Origin of the sequence: uncultured Winogradskyella sp., assembly GCF_947498345.1 — a bacterium.
Lineage (GTDB): Bacteria > Bacteroidota > Bacteroidia > Flavobacteriales > Flavobacteriaceae > Winogradskyella.
The window spans coordinates 14,104-33,356 of record NZ_CANMJY010000005.1 but is presented as its reverse complement, the minus strand read 5'-3'; the positions used below and the strand labels follow the sequence as shown (position 1 = coordinate 33,356).

The 19,253-nt window shown below is 33.4% G+C and carries 17 protein-coding genes; 10 read left to right on the top strand and 7 right to left on the bottom strand.

Annotation, left to right across the window (positions count from 1 at the left end; all coding sequences use genetic code 11):
* From glgB to speD, 6 genes are all read left to right on the top strand, one after another.
* Complete coding sequence (glgB, locus tag Q0912_RS07900) at positions 1-1,980, top strand: 1,4-alpha-glucan branching protein GlgB (protein ID WP_299113804.1); 1,980 nt, start codon at positions 1-3, stop codon at positions 1,978-1,980.
* A 198-nt stretch (positions 1,981-2,178) separates the two neighbouring features.
* Positions 2,179-4,584 carry a glycoside hydrolase family 31 protein gene (locus Q0912_RS07895; protein WP_299113802.1) on the top strand — a complete coding sequence of 802 codons (2,406 nt, stop codon included), beginning with the start codon at positions 2,179-2,181 and terminating at the stop codon, positions 4,582-4,584.
* 93 nt (positions 4,585-4,677) lie between these two features.
* Positions 4,678-5,508, top strand: coding sequence for a M48 family metallopeptidase (locus Q0912_RS07890; protein ID WP_299113800.1), 831 nt, complete (start codon positions 4,678-4,680; stop codon positions 5,506-5,508).
* Between the two features lie 70 nt (positions 5,509-5,578).
* Positions 5,579-6,874 carry an MFS transporter gene (locus Q0912_RS07885; RefSeq protein WP_299113799.1) on the top strand — a complete coding sequence of 432 codons (1,296 nt, stop codon included), beginning with the start codon at positions 5,579-5,581 and terminating at the stop codon, positions 6,872-6,874.
* A 99-nt stretch (positions 6,875-6,973) separates the two neighbouring features.
* Positions 6,974-7,525: a hypothetical protein gene (locus Q0912_RS07880; RefSeq protein ID WP_299113798.1), complete on the top strand. Its 552-nt coding sequence runs from the start codon at positions 6,974-6,976 to the stop codon at positions 7,523-7,525.
* A 21-nt stretch (positions 7,526-7,546) separates the two neighbouring features.
* On the top strand, positions 7,547-7,909 hold the full coding sequence (speD, locus tag Q0912_RS07875) for an adenosylmethionine decarboxylase (RefSeq protein ID WP_299113796.1): 363 nt from the start codon (positions 7,547-7,549) through the stop codon (positions 7,907-7,909).
* 47 nt (positions 7,910-7,956) lie between these two features.
* Here the strand turns inward: speD and Q0912_RS07870 are convergent, their stop codons facing one another.
* Genes Q0912_RS07870 through Q0912_RS07860 form a run of 3 tightly spaced genes read right to left on the bottom strand, consistent with a single transcriptional unit; the run spans position 7,957 to position 10,048 of the window.
* Positions 7,957-8,301, bottom strand: a complete 345-nt coding sequence (locus tag Q0912_RS07870; RefSeq protein WP_299113794.1) for a hypothetical protein — start codon at positions 8,299-8,301, stop codon at positions 7,957-7,959.
* A 42-nt stretch (positions 8,302-8,343) separates the two neighbouring features.
* A complete protein-coding gene (locus Q0912_RS07865) occupies positions 8,344-9,525 on the bottom strand; it encodes a glutathionylspermidine synthase family protein (protein WP_299113792.1) in 1,182 nt (393 codons plus the stop codon).
* The gene (locus Q0912_RS07860; RefSeq protein WP_299113790.1) at positions 9,488-10,048 is read right to left on the bottom strand and encodes a hypothetical protein; all 561 of its coding nucleotides are present in this window, start codon (positions 10,046-10,048) and stop codon (positions 9,488-9,490) included. Before Q0912_RS07860 ends, Q0912_RS07865 begins: the two co-directional genes overlap by 38 nt.
* A gap of 39 nt (positions 10,049-10,087) precedes the next feature.
* Between Q0912_RS07860 and Q0912_RS07855 the strand changes: the two genes are divergently transcribed.
* The gene (locus tag Q0912_RS07855) at positions 10,088-11,614 is read left to right on the top strand and encodes a polyamine aminopropyltransferase (RefSeq protein WP_299113788.1); all 1,527 of its coding nucleotides are present in this window, start codon (positions 10,088-10,090) and stop codon (positions 11,612-11,614) included.
* Between the two features lie 82 nt (positions 11,615-11,696).
* Here Q0912_RS07855 and Q0912_RS07850 read toward each other — a convergent pair whose 3' ends face one another.
* The 4 genes from Q0912_RS07850 to Q0912_RS07835 are packed head-to-tail and all read right to left on the bottom strand — an operon-like array spanning position 11,697 to position 14,653.
* The gene (locus tag Q0912_RS07850) at positions 11,697-12,422 is read right to left on the bottom strand and encodes a head GIN domain-containing protein (protein WP_299113786.1); all 726 of its coding nucleotides are present in this window, start codon (positions 12,420-12,422) and stop codon (positions 11,697-11,699) included.
* A gap of 39 nt (positions 12,423-12,461) precedes the next feature.
* A complete protein-coding gene (locus tag Q0912_RS07845; protein ID WP_299113784.1) occupies positions 12,462-13,550 on the bottom strand; it encodes a hypothetical protein in 1,089 nt (362 codons plus the stop codon).
* Positions 13,528-14,091: a hypothetical protein gene (locus tag Q0912_RS07840; RefSeq protein WP_299113782.1), complete on the bottom strand. Its 564-nt coding sequence runs from the start codon at positions 14,089-14,091 to the stop codon at positions 13,528-13,530. The genes Q0912_RS07845 and Q0912_RS07840 overlap by 23 nt, the downstream gene beginning before the upstream one ends.
* A 10-nt stretch (positions 14,092-14,101) precedes the next feature.
* Positions 14,102-14,653, bottom strand: coding sequence for an RNA polymerase sigma factor (locus Q0912_RS07835; RefSeq protein WP_299113780.1), 552 nt, complete (start codon positions 14,651-14,653; stop codon positions 14,102-14,104).
* A gap of 229 nt (positions 14,654-14,882) precedes the next feature.
* Between Q0912_RS07835 and lon the strand changes: the two genes are divergently transcribed.
* The 3 genes from lon to porQ all read left to right on the top strand — a co-directional run bounded on the left by lon (position 14,883) and on the right by porQ (position 19,180).
* Positions 14,883-17,336: an endopeptidase La gene (lon, locus tag Q0912_RS07830; protein ID WP_299113778.1), complete on the top strand. Its 2,454-nt coding sequence runs from the start codon at positions 14,883-14,885 to the stop codon at positions 17,334-17,336.
* A complete protein-coding gene (locus tag Q0912_RS07825; RefSeq protein WP_299113776.1) occupies positions 17,320-18,072 on the top strand; it encodes a LysM peptidoglycan-binding domain-containing protein in 753 nt (250 codons plus the stop codon). The genes lon and Q0912_RS07825 overlap by 17 nt, the downstream gene beginning before the upstream one ends.
* Before the next feature lie 73 nt (positions 18,073-18,145).
* The gene (gene porQ, locus Q0912_RS07820) at positions 18,146-19,180 is read left to right on the top strand and encodes a type IX secretion system protein PorQ (RefSeq protein ID WP_299113774.1); all 1,035 of its coding nucleotides are present in this window, start codon (positions 18,146-18,148) and stop codon (positions 19,178-19,180) included.
* The last annotated feature ends 73 nt before the right edge of the window (positions 19,181-19,253 follow it).

Sequence of the window (19,253 nt, the reverse complement as noted above, 5' to 3'; positions counted from 1 at the left end):
ATGGCAGGAGTAATACCACATAGTCTCTTTACAGATTTTGATATCGATCTCTTTAAAGCAGGAAAACATTATCGTTTATATGAAAAGTTCGGATCTCACCTTATAACAATAGAAGGCAAAGAAGGTGTGTATTTTGCTGTTTGGGCTCCAAGTGCTAAGGCAGTTTCTGTAATTGGAGATTTTAATTTTTGGGTAGAAGGCACCCATCAGCTTAATGTACGATGGGATAGTAGTGGTATTTGGGAAGGTTTTATTCCTGGTGCTAAAAAAGGGGATACTTATAAATATAAAATACAAAGCAATCATGGAAATGCAAAGACTGAAAAAGCAGATCCTTATGCTAGGCGTTCAGAACATCCACCAAAAACAGCATCCATAATTTGGGAAGAATCCTATAAGTGGAAAGATAGTAAATGGATGAAAAAGCGTAAGAAGAATAATGCTTTAGATGCCCCATATTCTGTTTATGAAGTTCATTTAGGTTCTTGGAGAAAAAAGCAAGTAAAAGGACATAAAGACCGCTTTATGACTTATGAAGAAATGACAGATGAGCTCGTATCGTACGTTAAAGAAATGAATTTTACGCATGTAGAGTTAATGCCCATAATGGAATATCCTTACGACCCGTCTTGGGGCTATCAAGTTACAGGATACTTTGCACCAACATCGCGTTTTGGATTACCAGAAGAATTTAAATTATTAGTCGATAAATTACATCAAAATGATATTGGTATTATTCTCGATTGGGTACCATCACATTTTCCCGAAGATGCACATGGACTTGGTTTTTTTGATGGCTCTGCGCTCTATGAACATCCAGATAGAAAACGAGGCTATCATCCAGATTGGAAGAGTTTGATTTTTAACTATGGGCGTAACGAAGTAAAATCTTTTTTAATCAGTAATGCTATATATTGGTTAGATCAATATCATGCGGACGGACTAAGAGTAGATGCTGTAGCATCGATGTTATTTTTAGATTATAGTAGAGATGATGGTCAATGGGAGCCAAATATGTTTGGTGGTAGAGAAAATTTAGAAGCAATCGCATTTTTAAGAGAAATGAACGAGGCTGTTTATTCTAGCTTTCCAGATGTGCAAACTATAGCAGAAGAATCTACAGCATTCCCTATGGTTTCAAGACCGACATCTTTAGGTGGATTGGGTTTTGGTATGAAATGGATGATGGGTTGGATGCATGACACTCTAGAATACTTCGGTAAAGAACCAGTATACAGACGTTTTCATCAAAATGATTTAACGTTTTCAATGACTTATGCATTTACTGAAAACTTTATGTTACCCTTAAGTCATGATGAGGTTGTCTATGGTAAACGTTCTATTTTAGGTCGTATGCCAGGTGATGAATGGCAGCGTTTTGCCAATTTAAGATTGTTGTACAGTTATATGTTTACACATCCTGGAGGAAATCTGCTGTTCCAAGGATCAGAATTCGGTCAAAGTGGTGAATGGAATTTTGAAACTGGTCTGGATTGGCATTTGTTACAATATGAGCCTCATGTAGGTATTAAAGCCCTTGTAAAAGACTTAAACATCCTCTATAAAACAGAACCAGCACTTTACGAAAATCAATTTGTTTCTAATGGATTTGAATGGATAGACCATAATGATGCACAGAATTCTGTATATACATACATAAGAAAAGGAAAAAACGAAAAAGACGATTTAATTATTGCTTGTAATATGACTCCTGTGCCACAAGAGCATTATAAGTTAGGAATTGCAAGAAAAGGGAAGCTTAAAGAAATCTTTAATAGTGATGCCAAAGAATATTTTGGAAGTGCTAATTATGCTAATAAAATAAAAACTACTAAAGCTGACCCTTGGCATTTTAGGGATCATTCTATTGAAATTGATATTCCACCTCTGGGTATGGTTATTTTTAAATATTCAGAGTCTGTTAAGCGCAAATCTAATGGTACAGCTAAAGCGAAGAATAATGTAAAAACTAAAATATAGTTGGCACAATTTTTAAAGTAATATATAGCCTCAAAGGTTCTAAATCTAGTACGGTTTTATATTTTAACTCGTAGCAAATACCATATTATATTTTCCGAAAACGATGTAGTTAACAATTCGTGCTAATTAAAGTTTTAAAGACTTTTTTACCTGCGATTTTTTCCGTTTTTTTACAAGCAACTTTACATAAATGCAACTATGATTGTAAATACGGAACTAGAACACAAAGGCAACTTATTCCCCTCAAAAATTATAGATTTCAAAAAAGATGTAGATACTCTTTATTTTTCTACTGACAATGATGTTGTACTGCAATTAACTGTGGTTAGGGATAGTGTTTTACGCTTTAGATATACCACTATTGGTAGTTTTAGCAATGACTTTTCTTATGCGATTACTAAATATGCTAGTACAGGCTATAATAAACTAGAAATAGAAGAAACTAAGGACTATTATGAAATAACGACATCAAAACTGCGTTGTGAGATTTCTAAAGAAAGCCTTAGAGTTTCTATCTACGATGTTAAAGATGGAACCCTAATCAACCAAGACGAATCAGGTTTCCATTGGGAAGAAAACTATCAGCATGGAGGTAACATTGTGAAAATGAGCAAAGTCTCTAACGATGGGGAAAGCTACTATGGTCTTGGTGATAAGCCTAACCATTTAAGTTTAAGAGGAAAGCGTTATACCAATTGGGCTACAGATTCTTATGCTTATGGAAGAGAGACTGACCCTATCTATAAAGCCATACCTTTTTATACAGGTTTACATCATGGTAAGGCTTATGGTATATTTTTCGATAATACATTCCAAACCAGTTTCGACTTTGCAACCGAACGCCGTAATGTAACAAGCTTTTGGGCTCAGGGAGGAGAAATGAATTATTATTTTTTCTACGGGCCAAAAATGAGCCAGGTTGTAGAAAGTTATACAGATTTAACAGGGAAACCTCATTTATTACCACCATTATGGGCTTTAGGATTTCACCAATGTAAATGGAGCTATTATCCCGAAAGTAAGGTAAAAGATATAACGTCTACATTTAGAAAATTACAAATTCCTTGTGATGCTATTTATCTAGATATTGATTATATGGATGGTTTTCGATGCTTTACCTGGGACAAAAATCATTTTCCCGATCCTAAGCGTATGGTAAAAGAATTAGCCGCAGATGGTTTTAAAACTGTAGTCATCATTGATCCTGGAATAAAAATTGATAAAGACTATTCTATATTTAAGGAAGCATTGGATAAGGATTATTTCTGTAAACGTGCAGATGGGGATTATATGAAAGGAAAAGTTTGGCCTGGGGAATGTTATTTTCCAGACTTTACAAATCCCGAAGTAAGAGAATGGTGGTCTGGACTTTTTAAGGAGCTTATTGAAAAAATTGGTGTTAAAGGAGTTTGGAACGATATGAATGAGCCAGCAGTAATGGAAGTGCCAAATAAAACCTTTCCAGATGATGTGCGTCACGATTACGATGGTAACCCTTGTAGTCATAGAAAAGCACATAATATTTATGGTATGCAAATGGCTAGAGCTACATATCAAGGATTAAAAAAGTATTCTTATCCTAAGCGTCCATTTGTAATTACTCGTGCAGCTTATTCTGGAACACAACGTTATACTTCAACCTGGACAGGAGATAATGTTGCTACCTGGGAGCATTTGTGGATTGCTAATATACAGGCGCAACGTATGGCAATGTCAGGTTTTGGTTTTGTAGGAAGTGATATTGGTGGATTTGCAGAACAACCTCAAGGAGAATTATTTACACGTTGGATTCAGCTTGGAATTTTTCATCCGTTCTTTAGAGTACATTCCTCAGGAGATCATGGAGACCAAGAACCATGGGCTTTTGATGAAGATGTGACAGATATTGTTAGAAAATTTATTGAAATTCGATACCAGCTATTACCTTATTTATACACGGCTTTTTGGAACTATGTAGACCACGGTACACCACTCTTAAAATCTTTGGTATTGTTCGATCAAGACGATGTGCATACACATTACAGGACAGATGAATTTATTTTTGGTGAACAGATTTTAGCTTGTCCTGTTTTAGAACCTAATGCTAAAGGGAGACGTATGTATATACCTAATGGTAATTGGTATAACTTTTGGGATGACGAAGTCGTAAAAGGAGGCAAGGAAATGTGGGTAGATGCAGATATAGACAGTATGCCAATCTTTATTAAGGAAGGTGCTATAATTCCTAAGTATCCAGTACAACAATATGTAGGAGAGAAGGAGATAAAAGAAATTACCTTAGATGTTTACTACAAGAAGGGTAAGGAAGAGAGTGAATTATATAGCGATGCCAACGATGGTTATGATTATACAAAAGGACGTTATAGTCTAAGAAATTTCACACTCACTGGACGTACAAACGAACTAATCATTAATCAATATAAAGAGGGGAAATTTGTTACACCATACGAAACATTTAATATTCAACTTCATGGTTTACCTTTTGATATTGTAGAAGTTCAACTAGATAATGAAAAGATAGTGCATAAAAGCCTAAAAGTAAATGGCATAGAGTCTATTGTAGTAGATAAGAATTTTTCTGAGTTACATATTTTAGGAAAATAGTTAAAATCTTAGTGACTTGTAAATTATATTGGTGTCCTATAAATACGGACTGATTTTTGTATTTTAGTAATTATATAATTAAAACCATTTGCAATGAATATTAAAAAAGCGATACTAATCATAGGAGTTATTGTTGTAATTGTGTCTTGTGCAACGAACCCATTTACGGGTAAAAAAACAATGGCATTTGTTGGTAACGATCAATTGTTTCCTGCTTCCTTTGCTCAGTACAATCAAGTAATTACAGAAAGTAAAATAATAACAGGTACCAAAGACTCTGAGATGATTACACGAGTTGGTCAACGTATTGCGGTTGCTGCTGAACGTTGGTTAAACGCTAATGGTCATCAAGGTTATCTAGATGATTACAAATGGGAATATAAACTTATAGAATCCGAGCAAGTCAATGCTTGGTGTATGCCTGGCGGAAAGATTGCATTTTATACAGGAATTCTTCCAATAGCCCAAAACGAAACAGGTGTAGCTGCTATTATGGGACATGAAGTTGCCCACGCATTGGCCAACCATGGTCAACAACGTATGAGCTCTGGAATGTTGCAGCAAGCAGGTGGAGTAGCAGTAGCAGTAGCTACAGGAAACCAAAGCGCTGAGAAGCAGCAAATGTGGATGCAAGCCTATGGAATAGGAAGTAATGTAGCTGGAATGCTACCTTTTAGTAGAAGCCATGAAACGGAAGCAGATAAGATTGGATTATATCTTATGGCAGTAGCTGGTTATAACCCAGATGAGGCTGCAGAATTATGGAAACGTATGAAAGCTAACAGTGGAGGACAAGCACCACCAGAGTTTTTAAGCACTCACCCGAGTAATGACTCAAGAATTGCCAATTTACAGGCATTAGCACCAAAAGCAAAAGCCGAGGCTAAAAAATATGGTGTCACTTCATTTAGACCGATAAATTAATATTGAGTTAAATAATATTTAACTATTTTAGAAGCTGCTCAAATAGAGCAGCTTTTTTTATTATAATATTATGAGCGAACTTAAAAAAGGAAGTAAAAAACTTCTTAATGCCTGGGCATTTTATGATTGGGCAAATTCAGTATATACTTTAACAATTGCGTCGTCAATATTTCCTATATTCTATTCAGCACTATTTCTGTCAGAAGTAAAGAAAGTAACAGCTTTCGGGTACGAATTTAAAAGTACTGCACTTATCACTTTTGTAACAGCATTTACATTTTTAGTTGTTGCTACCCTATCTCCTATTTTATCGGGAATTGCAGATTATGTTGGAAACAAGAAAAGTTTTATGAAATTTTTCTGTTACATAGGATCTGTAGGTTGTATAGGTTTATACTGGTTTAGTTTAGATAGAATCCACTTAAGCTTATTGTTCTATTTTATGGGATTAATAGGTTATTGGGGAAGCTTAGTGTTTTATAATTCCTATTTACCAGATATTGCCTTTGAAGAACAACAAGATAGTATAAGTGCTAAAGGCTTTAGTATGGGATATGTAGGAAGCGTATTATTACTGATAATTAATTTGGCTATGGTTATGAGCCAAGAAAATGGGGAAGATAAGATGCAAATGATGCGTTATTCATTCATAACTGTAGGTGTCTGGTGGGCGCTATTTAGCCAATATACATTTTATATTTTACCCGAAGGAGCATCTTCTGAACATAAAGTAACCAAATCTGTAATATTCAACGGCTTTAAGGAGTTAAAAGGAGTATGGAATCAATTGAAAGAAAACCTTAGATTAAAACGTTATTTGTATGCGTTTTTTGTATTTAGTATGGCAGTTCAAACCATAATGTTGGTAGCTGTGTATTTTGGTGAAGAGGAAATTAGTTGGGGAAGTGATGAAGCCAAAACCACAGGTTTGATTGTTAGTATTTTGGTGATTCAAATAGTAGCTATTCTTGGGGCTGTTTTAACATCAAGAGCTTCATCTAAATTTGGAAATATTAAGACATTAATTGCTGTTAATTTTATTTGGATGGCATTGTGTTTTTATGCCTATTTTATGGAAACTCCCATGCAATTTTACATAGCGGCTTCATTAGTAGGTTTGGTAATGGGAGGTATTCAATCTTTAGCAAGATCTACATATTCTAAATTTTTACCAGAAACAGAAGATACCACCTCTTATTTTAGTTTTTATGATGTTGCAGAAAAAATAGGTATCGTAATTGGAATGCTCATTTATGGTTTTATTGATCAAATTACAGGAAGTATGCGTAATTCTATTCTGTTCTTGTTTATCTTCTTTTTGTTGGGGATTATTTTGCTCTTTAGAGTACCTAAAGAAGTATCTTAATTTATCTTGTTAATGAAGTCAATATCGTACAAATTTATTTAACATTAAACGTACTAATTGTTAAATATTCTTATATTGCAATCAACTAAATAATTTATAATGAAGAAGCTTTTTATATTTTCAATTTTATCTACAGTTTTATTTTCATCATGTACTAGTACTGTTGATTTAGCCATAGATAATCCAACGGATTCGTCAGTAGAAATTGTTGTAGATACACTTAGGGTATTGATTCCACCTAAAGAGGTCGTTTGGGTAGAAATGGGACCAGGTGAGCATCAATTGACTTTGCAAAATGATAGTATTATAAAGCATAACTTTACTGAGTCGGTTTATATGATAAATCCTTCTTTATCAGAATATTTAGTAACTGATGAATATTACGGCCCACCAGCATTTCAAAATAGTTATTTATCTTCTTTACCAAATAAAGAAATTACCTTTTTAGGTATTCCTATGGAAGGTAATTTTGATGTCGTTAGAGATGTTATAAACAAGGTAACCTGGGATTATGGACCAAGAGAGACTTTACCAGAAATGGTAGAGGTAGATGCCGACGAATCTTATACGACCTTAGTTAAGGTGTATGATTCTTATGAGTTTATGGATATGATGCAGAGTGCTTATGACGGTTATTCTGAAGAAGAATAAAAACAGTCTCAGTCTTATATTTTGAAAGCCTCACTCGGAACTCATATCACTTGGGATGTGTATAACTGTAATGCAGATACACTTTCGTTTATATCTACAGTTAAAAAGGTATTGCATGCTATAGTAGAAGAACTTCAACTTTCTAAAGTGAATGAATCTTTTAAACAATTTGAACCTATTGGAGTAACTGGATTTATTCTTTTAGAAGAAAGCCATGTGAGTATCCATACCTGGCCAGAGCATGAGTTTGCAGCTGTAGACATATTTTCTTGTAAGCCTTTTGACGCTAAAAAAATCCAAGATTTATTAATGGGATCCTTTGGGTCTGATAAAGTTGTAATAAAGCAAATCGAAAGAGGTGAAGCAATAGGAATAACTGTATAATTGGTTTTATCTGATTTTAACTCCAAAAGAACTTTCATTAATCCAAATCAGTTTCCATGTCTCGTCTGAGACATTATTTGATAAATATAAGTTTTGTTATCATAGTCTAATATATATGTGCCATATTTGTTTTTGGGACGTATTTCATTGCCACATTTACGACTACTTTTCCAAAAATGTTCCATGCTATATAGCCCATTTGCATTAAAAAACAACAATGTTCTTTTTTCGTAGTCGTATGCACGTCTGTATACGATTATTATAGATTCAGGTTCATTTATTCTGTAATTATAGGTCCAATAACCCAATAAATCTGAAGTGTTAATTTTGTGCTTTTGGCTAAAAGCAATTGAAATATTAAATAGTAGTAGAACTAAAACGGAACTTCTCATTGCAAACATCAAACAAGAATCATTCCAACCAGCTATTATCAATCAAATAATAAAATGTGACATAAACTCGCAGTCATCAGTAATAATCTGAGATTGCTGTGCTCTTAGATTGATAGCAGAGGCTCTTATTGTGTAGAACATACCTATTTGATAGCTGTAGTTTTCTAAATCTTTGTTTAAAGGGTAATACTTTTGGTAAATCATATCCTGGTTACCAAAATCACCATCAGACCTTGCTTCAGAGTTACCCATAGCTTCTATAGTTATGTTTTCACCTAGTCGTCCATAAACGGGCTTTTTTACATAGTTGTATAAACTCGGCAGCTTATCTAAATAAGTTTCTGCTAAAATTGAATTCGGAAAGTTCGTGGTAATATATGCTAAAAATTTCTTGTTTTGCCAAATGGCTGTATAAGCTGGGTTTAACACCACAACTTTATCATTAATAATCAATTCTGAAAGTGTTCTTGCCAACTCGGGCTCGTCATTAAACATCCAGTCCCAAGGTATCATTTTAAATAGCACATCAACGTCTTCATATTCATCACCAATTTGATGAAATACACCTTCATCAGAAAAGATGATGTTTTCAAGATTAGAATAAAAAGGTTTAAAACCTGCTTCGTAAGCAATATCTATGATACAATTTACATTTTCTTTGTCTTCTATATAACCAAAAGATGTACCTAGAAAAACGGGATTTTCTTTTCCTATTAAAGGTTTTAAGTTAGAAAGCGTGGTATTTATATCGTATTTAAGCGTATTAAAGCTTTGGGGATTTCCTTTTAGTTTTTCAAGCTGAAGCGGTTGCCATAATAAGGTTTCAGGAATTGTACTACACGTATCTGCATTGAATTCTATAATACGACCGTAATCGGATTTTAGTCCTCCATTAATATCAAATCGACCGTAAAGAAAAGGATGTTTATTCTTATTTCTCCAACTGTATTCAATACAAGCATGAAACGAAGCAGGAATGCCTAATTCGTCTAACCTATTTTCGTTAACGATTTTATCAGTAGCACGTTGAAATAGATAAAAAGCTTCATCCGAAATACGACGCAATTGTTCAACTTCAGATCTGTAAAGACCTAGAAGTTCTTCTGAAAAATAGTCTTCTTCTAAATACCAATGTAAACGATGTGGAACGTGTTTTTTCTTAAGGCGTTTAATTTCCTTAAAACGACTATCCTCCAAATGATCTAAACGACTTTCCGCTGCCATATCCTCTAGATGATCTTCCTGGTACATTAACACGACGCGATGTAGCAGAACTTTTTAAATCGTTTTTTAAACCCGTTGACTTGTTATAAGCCGAAGCGTTTTTGTAGTTGTTTTGGTTTGGAGTTACATTACGTAAGCTTCTATTAAAATAAGATGCTGCTAAAGAGTAATATAAAATACTTCTTAAACCAGAATGACGACTATAAGACGATTCATCATTCTTCATTTTTCTTAATGATAATGTATCTACTGTACCTTCAAGTGTGTGTACTATAGCTATAGACTTATCTTTTTCACCGATAAGGCGTTCATCTATAATTTTATAATCATTTCCTGGTTCAATTTCTTCAACTTCTGTAATAACACCTTGTGTAGATTCGTATACAGTATCTTGTTGTGCATCTTTAATTCTCGGGCTTCCATCTCCACCTCCGCAACTTTGTAATGTCAATGCAGCAGTAATCGCTGCAGTTAAAGTTATTTTTTTAGTTAAAGCAAGACCTGTTATAATTTTTTTATTCATCTTTGACCAGTTAATTTGTTCAAACATAATCAATTTTTAATGAATAAAAAAGCTCTAATTCCATTTGCTGTATTTATCGCAGGTTTATGCTCTATAATTTATGAATTACTTATAAGTACCACAGCAACTTACTTTTTAGGAGATGGAGTAAGACAGTTCTCTATAATTATTGGGGTTTACTTGTTCTCAATGGGGATTGGTGCTTTCTTATCAAAATTTTTAAAGAACAAACCACTAACGTTTTTTATTAATGTAGAATACCTTTTAGGATTTATTGGTGGCATATCGGTACCATTGCTTTACATGCTTTTTGTGTATGTATCTCCAATGGTATTACAGATAAGTTGTTTGGCAATAATTTTTGTCATTGGATTATTAACTGGGATGGAAGTGCCCTTGTTGACTTTTGCTCTAGAAGAGGGGAACATTAAGAATAATCTCTCTAATATTTTATCTCTGGATTATATTGGTGGTTTAATTGCTACACTTATTTTTCCATTTATAATACTACCTTTTGTTGGTTTATACTATTCCTCCTTAATGTTTGGTATTGTAAATATTGTTTTAGGCATACTGTTAAACTATACTTTGCTAAAAGATAAAAAACGCAATAGCATTTATGGCTTTTTGGCTATAATCGCTTTACTGACTTTAGTTTTGTTTGGTGGTAAATTACTAAAGGTTTGGGATCAGAAAATCTACAAACGACCAATTGTGCTCAATGAGCAGACTCCATATCAAAAAATTGTAATGACAAAGACGCAAGGAGATATTAGATTGTATCTTAATAGAGTGATACAGTTCTCTTCGGCTGATGAGCATCGATATCACGAATCTTTGGTGCATGTACCTTTAGCAATGCATAATAACCCAAAACGTGTATTAATATTAGGTGGTGGTGAAAACTTAGCGAGTAGGGAAGTGCTTAAGCACAATTCTGTGCAGCATATCGATGTGGTGGATATTGATAGTACAATGTTTTATTTAGCGAAACAAAATCAATATTTGAAAGAAATTAATGCTGCTGCTGCTATTAATGAAAAGGTGAATTTAATATCTGAAGATGCGTTTACATATCTTTTTAATAATACTGAGAAGTATGATGTTATTATTGCTGATTTACCAGACCCAACTAATCAGGCCATTGCCAGACTCTACAGTAAGCAATTTTTTTTAATGGCTAAGCGTAATTTAAAAAGAGATGGAGTCTTTGTTACACAGTCTGGTGAGATCTACTTCTCAAATACAGTTTTCAGTTGTATTAATAACACCTTAGAGGCAGTGTTTGAGGACGTACAACCATATCATGCTTATATACCGTCTTTTGGAGATTGGGGATTTATTATTGGGCGACATAGTGGTAATGATAGTGAGGTTGATTATAAAGCAATTCCTAAAGACTTAAAATATCTTAATGATAACCAAGTTGAACAAGCATTTATTTTCCCTAATGATATTACAATTGCAGATACTAAGGAGAATACGTTAGACAACCCGATAATTTTAGATTACTTCTTAGATGAATGGGCCAAATGGAAAGTAGATTTTGAGTCTGGAACGCAGTAATTTGTAATTAAAATTTGGTGTCAAGGATCAAAAAAAGGACAAGTAAATACTTGTCCTTTTCTAATTTTGGTTGATTTACCTACTAGTTACTCACGCTTCCAGATCCAGAAATCTTAGTATCTTTACTTGTTGGCTTACCAGAATAATTAACATCACCAGAGCCAGAAATTCTAGCTTTTAGCTCGCCATTGCAAACCACATCTGCAGTGCCAGAACCAGCAATTTTTGCGGTTACATTTACACTATCCAGATTTTTGCCGTCAAAGTCACCAGAACCAGCAATCTTTACAATTAAGTCTGTTGTAGAACCACTTAGTTGTACATCACCAGAACCTGCGATACTACTTTCTGTTGAATTTGAATTCACTTTGAGTTTAATGTCTCCAGAACCTGCTAATGATATATTAAATTTACCTGCTTTAATTGTACCAGAGTTTTCAATATCACCAGAACCCGCTAAGGAAACTGACTCGATAGACTCATAAGGTACAGTAACAACTATAGTTTTTGTAGGCTTTAGGTTAACACCATCCTTGGTCTTTACTACAAGTTTTCCACCTTTTACTTCTGTAATAATATACTCCATAAGGTTGGCATCACCTTCAATAGTAATATTACCTTCTTTACCTTGTACTAATTTAAAGTCCATTGAACCTGCTGCTTTTAAGCCATCATACGAACCTGTTGTTCTTGTAGTAGTAGTGATATTACCATCACCTTTAATTTTCTTTCCTTTTCCCCATTGCGCATATGTAGTGGTTGCACATAAAAGAAAAACTAGTACTGTAATTGATTTTAAAAGTTTCATTGTTTTAATTGTTTGGTTTTATGTTCGTTAATTGATTTTTTACTGTTTTTTAAAGCTAACACTCCCATGGCTGGAATTGATTTTAACCATATTCCCTGAATCTTTAGATCCATAGTAGCCTTTATATTTTTTGCTAGTATGATTAATTTCCTTATTGATAAAGTTAAACCCGTCAGAGTCTCTTAATGATCCATGACTAAAGTCTAAATCGAAATTAAAATTAAAAGCAGAATTATAGCCTATAGTCATACTCGTAAATTTAGAATCAATGACAATGTTATTTGCATTAGAAGCTATCTCTTCAATTTTTAAGGACCCATGGCTACCTCTTAATTTTAGATTTTTAAAAACATTACCAATTCTAGTAGTTAAGTGATTGCCCTTGCCTTCTAAATTATTAATATTATCAACTTTTAGAGAACCATGATTACAATCATATTCAATATTTTCTGCAAACTCTACTATTGATTTTGTATGATTAGCATTGATGTCTATTTTTTCAGCCTTTGCGATTGTAAAACCACTATGATTAGCTGAAACCTTACCTTCTTTAATATACTCAAAATAACAATTTCTTGAATGATTAAAGTTAATCACATTGTCATTAGACATTAATTCTTTAGTAGTGATTTTACCGTGGTCACATCTAATTTTACTAGAGCCTTCTAGTTTATCTAAATTAATTGATCCAAATTTATTATTAAGATTTACATTATTGGTCACTGGCATTTTTATAACGTAGTCAATCTCCATTTTTAGATTCATCTTTTTTCCCCAACTCCACCAGCTCTTTTTGTTTTTTTCAATTTGAGTAATGGCAGTTACCATATCATTAGTAGCTTCAAACTCAACATCAATACCGTCAATTCGTTCTTGCACTTTTTCGGCATTATTACCAGATACTTTAATAGAGATATCAAACTCAATACGTTTTTCACTCCAAGTTATAATGTTTAAGTTTCCGAAGGAATTATTTACCTTTAATGTTGCATTATTATTGACATTAAAAGATTTTTTGATTGTTTTCTCCTTTGTGGTTTTTACGATATTTATCTCTGTATTTGCTAGTGCAATAAATGGCACTAACAAAAAGAGTATGGATAATTTATATTGTATTTTTTGTATCATCGTTATTGTTTATTAGTTGTTTAATTTTTTCAATTTCTTCTATAACTATATTTAAAATGTCTATTCTATTTTGAAAGTTACTGATCATAGCATAAATAATACGTTGATCATTACCATTTTCAGTTAAATCGATTTTTAATTGATTATAATCTTGTTCTAAAGACGCAATTTGTTGAAGCGCATCAGTAACAATTTTTTCTGTAAGAGGTGAGCTTTCGTTGTTAAGTTTCCTAAGCTCATTTTCTATGGTTGCTGTAAAGAAATCTTGAGTTTCTGCCATTTCGGGCGATACACTCGCCAAATCCATAACTTCTGGCTGACTATTTACTTTAGTGATTACACTAAAACAAATTACCAGTGAAGCTGCAATAGCCAAAAATGGTTTCCAGTTAAAGCCAGATTTCTTTTCAGGTTGAATTATAGCAACGTCATTAGCGTTTAGCTTTTCTAAGAATCTATTTTTATGACCTTGGTCTGGTTCGTTAATATCAAACTCACCTTTGAGGTTGTCAAATAATTCGTCTATAGTATCTTTTTGCATAACTATGTTTTTAGGCTGTTTGCATTAGTTTTTTACGTAAACTTTCCTTTGCTCTAGAAATCAACGTTCTACAATTAGCATAGGAAATATCCATAATGTCACAGATTTCTTCATAATCGTAACCTTCTATGAGGTGTAAGGTCAAGCCCATACTATAGTTTGGTTTTAGGGTTTTCATTACACTTATAACTTGTTTCACTTTATTAGTGTCTTGGTTACGCTCTTCAATGCCGTTATCGTCTTCAACCTTATACATTATTGTGTCTAGAGGGACTTCGTTTTGTTTGGTGGTTTTGTTATAGTGTGCAATACTATTATTAACTACAATTCGTTTTAACCATGCACCAAATAATTTGATGTCCTCTAGTGTATTAAGTTTTGTAAATGCGGTCAAAAAAGACTCTTGCATTATGTCCTCAGCTTTAAAAGAATCTTTTACAATTCTTAAAGCTGTATTATACATGGCTCTGTTATATCTGTTATAAACCTCTAGTTGTGCACGTTGGTTTTTAGATTTACAGAGCAATAGTAACTGTTCGATATCTTGATTGGTTGATGTCAAAAAAACAATTGCTTTTGTATAAAGATGAAACGTTTTATTAAGTGTTACAGTTTAGGTAAAAAAACTTTTAAATTTTTCTAAAGGTAATGGCATAACAATTGAAATTATACTAGTGTGAATAACTTTGAATATCTTATAAACATTTGATATTCAGTATAAAGTTAAATATTAATACATTTAAACAAATGCTGTTTTGTGAGTTTTAATGACAGAATGGCTTAAAAATATTATGGCAAAACAAAAATTTTTAGGACTTGACAGTTTGTCATTTCAGGATTTTGATGAGAATTCAGAGTTAATTCCATTGATGACACCTGAGGATGAAGAGTTAATTAATAATGAGTCTTTACCAGACTCACTTCCTATTTTACCATTGAGAAATACGGTCTTATTTCCTGGTGTGGTAATACCCATCACAGCAGGTAGAGATACATCAATAAAATTAATTAATGATGCAAATAAGGGCGGAAAAGTTATTGGTGTGGTATCTCAAAAAGATGAAGCTGTTGAGAATCCAACCGCAAAGGATATATACAAAACAGGAACAGTAGCACGAATTTTAAAAGTGCTAAAAATGCCTGATGGGAATACCACAGTTATTATTCAGGGGAAAAAACGTTTTCAAGTTAATGAGGTAATTTCTGAAAAACCCTATTTAACAGCAACAATTTCAGATCTTTCTGAAGCAAAGCCTGCTGCAGACAATGAAGAGTTTAACGCTATTATAGATTCTATTAAGGATTTATCTCTCGAAATTATAAAGGAAAGTCCAAACATTCCTACCGAAGCAACATTTGCGATTAAAAATATAGAAAGTAATTCGTTTCTGGTGAATTTTGTATCATCTAACATGAACCTTAAAGTTGAGGAAAAGCAAGAACTACTTAAGATTAATGACCTTAAAGAACGTGCCCTTCAAACTTTAAAGTATATGAATCTTGAATATCAAAAGTTAGAACTAAAGAACGATATTCAAAATAAGGTTCAAAGCGATATGAATCAACAACAACGTGAATATTTCTTGCATCAGCAGATGAAAACCATTCAAGAAGAACTTGGAGGTGGGGTGTCTTCTGGCGAAGAAATTGAAGACATGAAAGCTCGTGCTAAGAAAAAACTTTGGGATGACAAGGTAAAGCGTCATTTTGATAAGGAATTAGCCAAAATGCAACGTATGAATCCGCAAGTTGCCGAATATTCGATTCAACGTAATTACTTAGACTTGTTTTTGGATTTACCGTGGAATGAGTTTAGCGATGATAAGTTCGATTTAAAACGCGCTATGAAAATCTTAGACCGCGATCATTTTGGTTTAGATGACGTAAAGAAACGTATTATAGAATATCTTGCTGTATTGAAACTTCGTAATGATATGAAATCTCCAATACTTTGCTTATACGGACCTCCTGGTGTGGGTAAAACATCACTTGGTAAATCTATAGCTGAAGCATTAGGTAGGGAATATGTGCGAATTTCTCTAGGTGGTTTACGTGATGAAGCTGAAATACGTGGACATAGAAAAACATATATTGGTGCCATGCCAGGGAGAATTATTCAAAGTTTAAAAAAGGCAGGAACTTCAAATCCGGTTTTTGTTTTAGATGAAATTGATAAATTGTCTACAGGAAATCAAGGGGATCCTTCGTCTGCAATGTTAGAAGTGTTAGATCCAGAGCAAAATAGTGAGTTCTATGACAACTTTTTAGAAATGGGTTATGATTTATCTAAGGTTATGTTTATCGCAACATCTAATAGCCTAAATACCATTCAGCCTGCATTACGTGATCGTATGGAAATCATTAATGTTACTGGTTATACCATTGAAGAGAAAGTTGAGATTGCTAAGCGTCATTTATTACCAAAGCAATTAAAAGAACATGGTTTAGATACTTCTAATCTTAAAATAGGAAAACCTCAGTTGGAAAAAATAGTTGAAGGTTATACAAGAGAATCTGGTGTTAGAGGTTTAGAAAAGCAAATTGCAAAAATGGTACGCTATGCTGCGAAAAATATTGCGATGGAAGAAGAGTACAATGTCAAGGTTTCTAATGATGATGTTATTGAAGTTTTAGGAAGTCCTCGATTAGAGCGCGATAAATACGAAAACAACAATGTTGCTGGAGTCGTAACTGGCTTAGCTTGGACTAGAGTAGGTGGTGATATTTTATTTATAGAATCTATACTATCAAAAGGTAAAGGAACCCTTTCTATTACTGGTAATCTTGGTAAAGTAATGAAGGAATCCGCAACTATTGCAATGGAATACATTAAAGCCAATGCCGATAAATTTAATATAAACCCTGAAGTATTCGATAAGTATAACGTACATATTCATGTACCAGAAGGAGCAACCCCAAAAGATGGCCCAAGTGCAGGTGTTACAATGCTAACGTCATTAGTATCCTTGTTTACACAACGTAAAGTAAAGAAAAGCTTGGCAATGACAGGTGAGATTACACTAAGAGGAAAGGTGTTGCCTGTTGGTGGAATTAAAGAGAAAATTTTAGCAGCTAAACGTGCTCGTATTAAAGAGATCTTGCTTTGCGAAGATAATAAACGTGATATTGATGAAATTAAACCTGAATATTTAAAAGGGCTAACCTTTCATTATGTTAAGGATATGAGTGATGTTTTAGATATTGCCATAACGAATCAAAAAGTAAAGAATGCGAAGAAACTTTAAGTTAATATTATCATTTGTTATCGTTTTATTAGCTGGAGCACTTGCTTTTGGTCAAGATGATAAAGTAGAATATAAGGATGTAGTTTTGGATGGGAAACCCGCAAAATTAAATGTAGCTACTGGCGAAATTACTTTTGTCAACACAAAGGATAAAAAACCTGTTAAGTTTAGTGATTATGTTGCAAAATCAGAAGAAGCTAAAATAGAAGCAACTTCAAATCCTAAAACCGATTATTATACTGTTGTAGATGGTGAAACACTTTTAGAAATTGCCAATCGTTATAATACTACTTTGACAGAGCTTAAACGCGTTAATAATTTAGAAACTACTTTAGTCAGTAAAGGCCAACGATTGCGAGTACGTAATTTTGATGTTATTAATACCGAACCCAAAGTTCTAACTGAGCCAGTCCAATCTGAAATACATCCCGAGTTTCATATTGTAGAACGCGGTGAAACACTATATAGTTTAGCGAAACGCTATGTGTTAACAGTTAATGAATTGAAACAGCAAAATGGTTTAATGTCTAATACCATTAAGATTGGACAGAAGCTTTACCTTTTAAAGGCAGATTTAGATGAAGAACATAGTGATTTATCCATCTGGACAGTATCTAAAGGGGATACCTTATATAGTATTGCTAAAAAAAATGCAACTACAGTCGAGCAGATTAAAGACCTAAATGGGTTAACGAGCAATCTCATTAAAATTGGGCAAAAACTGCAATTGAAATAGAAAAGGACTTCTTACAAAAAATAAAAAAATCATATCCTCGTTTTAAGATAGATTTAGTTATTTTGCAAAACCTATGATTAAGAGGATTACCAACTTATGTTTCTTGCTGTTGGCGCTACCATTGTTTGCACAATTGGGTGGTGAGTCTACATATCAATTCCTTAATTTGGTCTCATCTCCTAGACAAGCAGCTCTTGGCGGTAAAATCATAACTAATTTCGATTACGACGTTACAGAAGCATTATATAACCCGGCTTCGATTAATTGGCAAATGCATAATCAATTAGCTGTTAACGCATCAAGTTATTTAGGAGGTATTACATATGGCACTGCGGCATATGCTTATACCTGGGATAGGCATATACAAACATTTCACTTTGGTGTAACCTATATTAATTATGGTACGTTTGATGGTTATGATGTTAATGGTAATGCTACAGGAAGCTTTACAGGTAATGAAGCAGCAATTTCTGCAGGCTATAATTACAATATTCCATTTACAGATTTTTATATTGGTGCTAATGTAAAGGTGATTACCTCTTTATTAGAACAGTATAATTCTATTGGTGGTGCTGTAGATATAGGTGTGATGTATATTAATGAAAAATTAGATTTTCATGCAGCATTGACGGTAAGAAATATAGGTACGCAATTCACAACTTATGCTGGGCAAAACGAACCCTTACCTTTTGAAGTTAATTTTGGGATGTCGCAAACCCTAGAAAATGTACCAATCCGTTGGCATTTAACTCTGGAAAATTTGCAAGAATGGCCAATTGGAGTATCCAATCCGGCAAGAGCAACGACAGATTTAGACGGAAATCAAACTCAGGAAAAGGTTAGTTTTTTTAATAATGCACTTCGTCATCTAATTTTAGGTGCCGAATTGTGGCCAGAGCGAGGATTTAATCTTAGAGTGGGTTATAATTTTAGGCGTGCCGAAGAGTTAAGAATTGAAGATCAGCGCAATTTTTCAGGAATTTCTGCTGGCATTTCTATACGATTAAACAAATTACGTTTTAGTTATACGCATGCCAGATATACAAGTGCATCTAATACCAGCTTTTTTGGACTTCAAATAGATTTAGATAGTAGAAGGAGACGATAGTTGTATTGTAAAAAAATGTATATTTTGTACTGTAAACCTTAGTACAATTAAAAGCTTCAACCTAATAAAATAT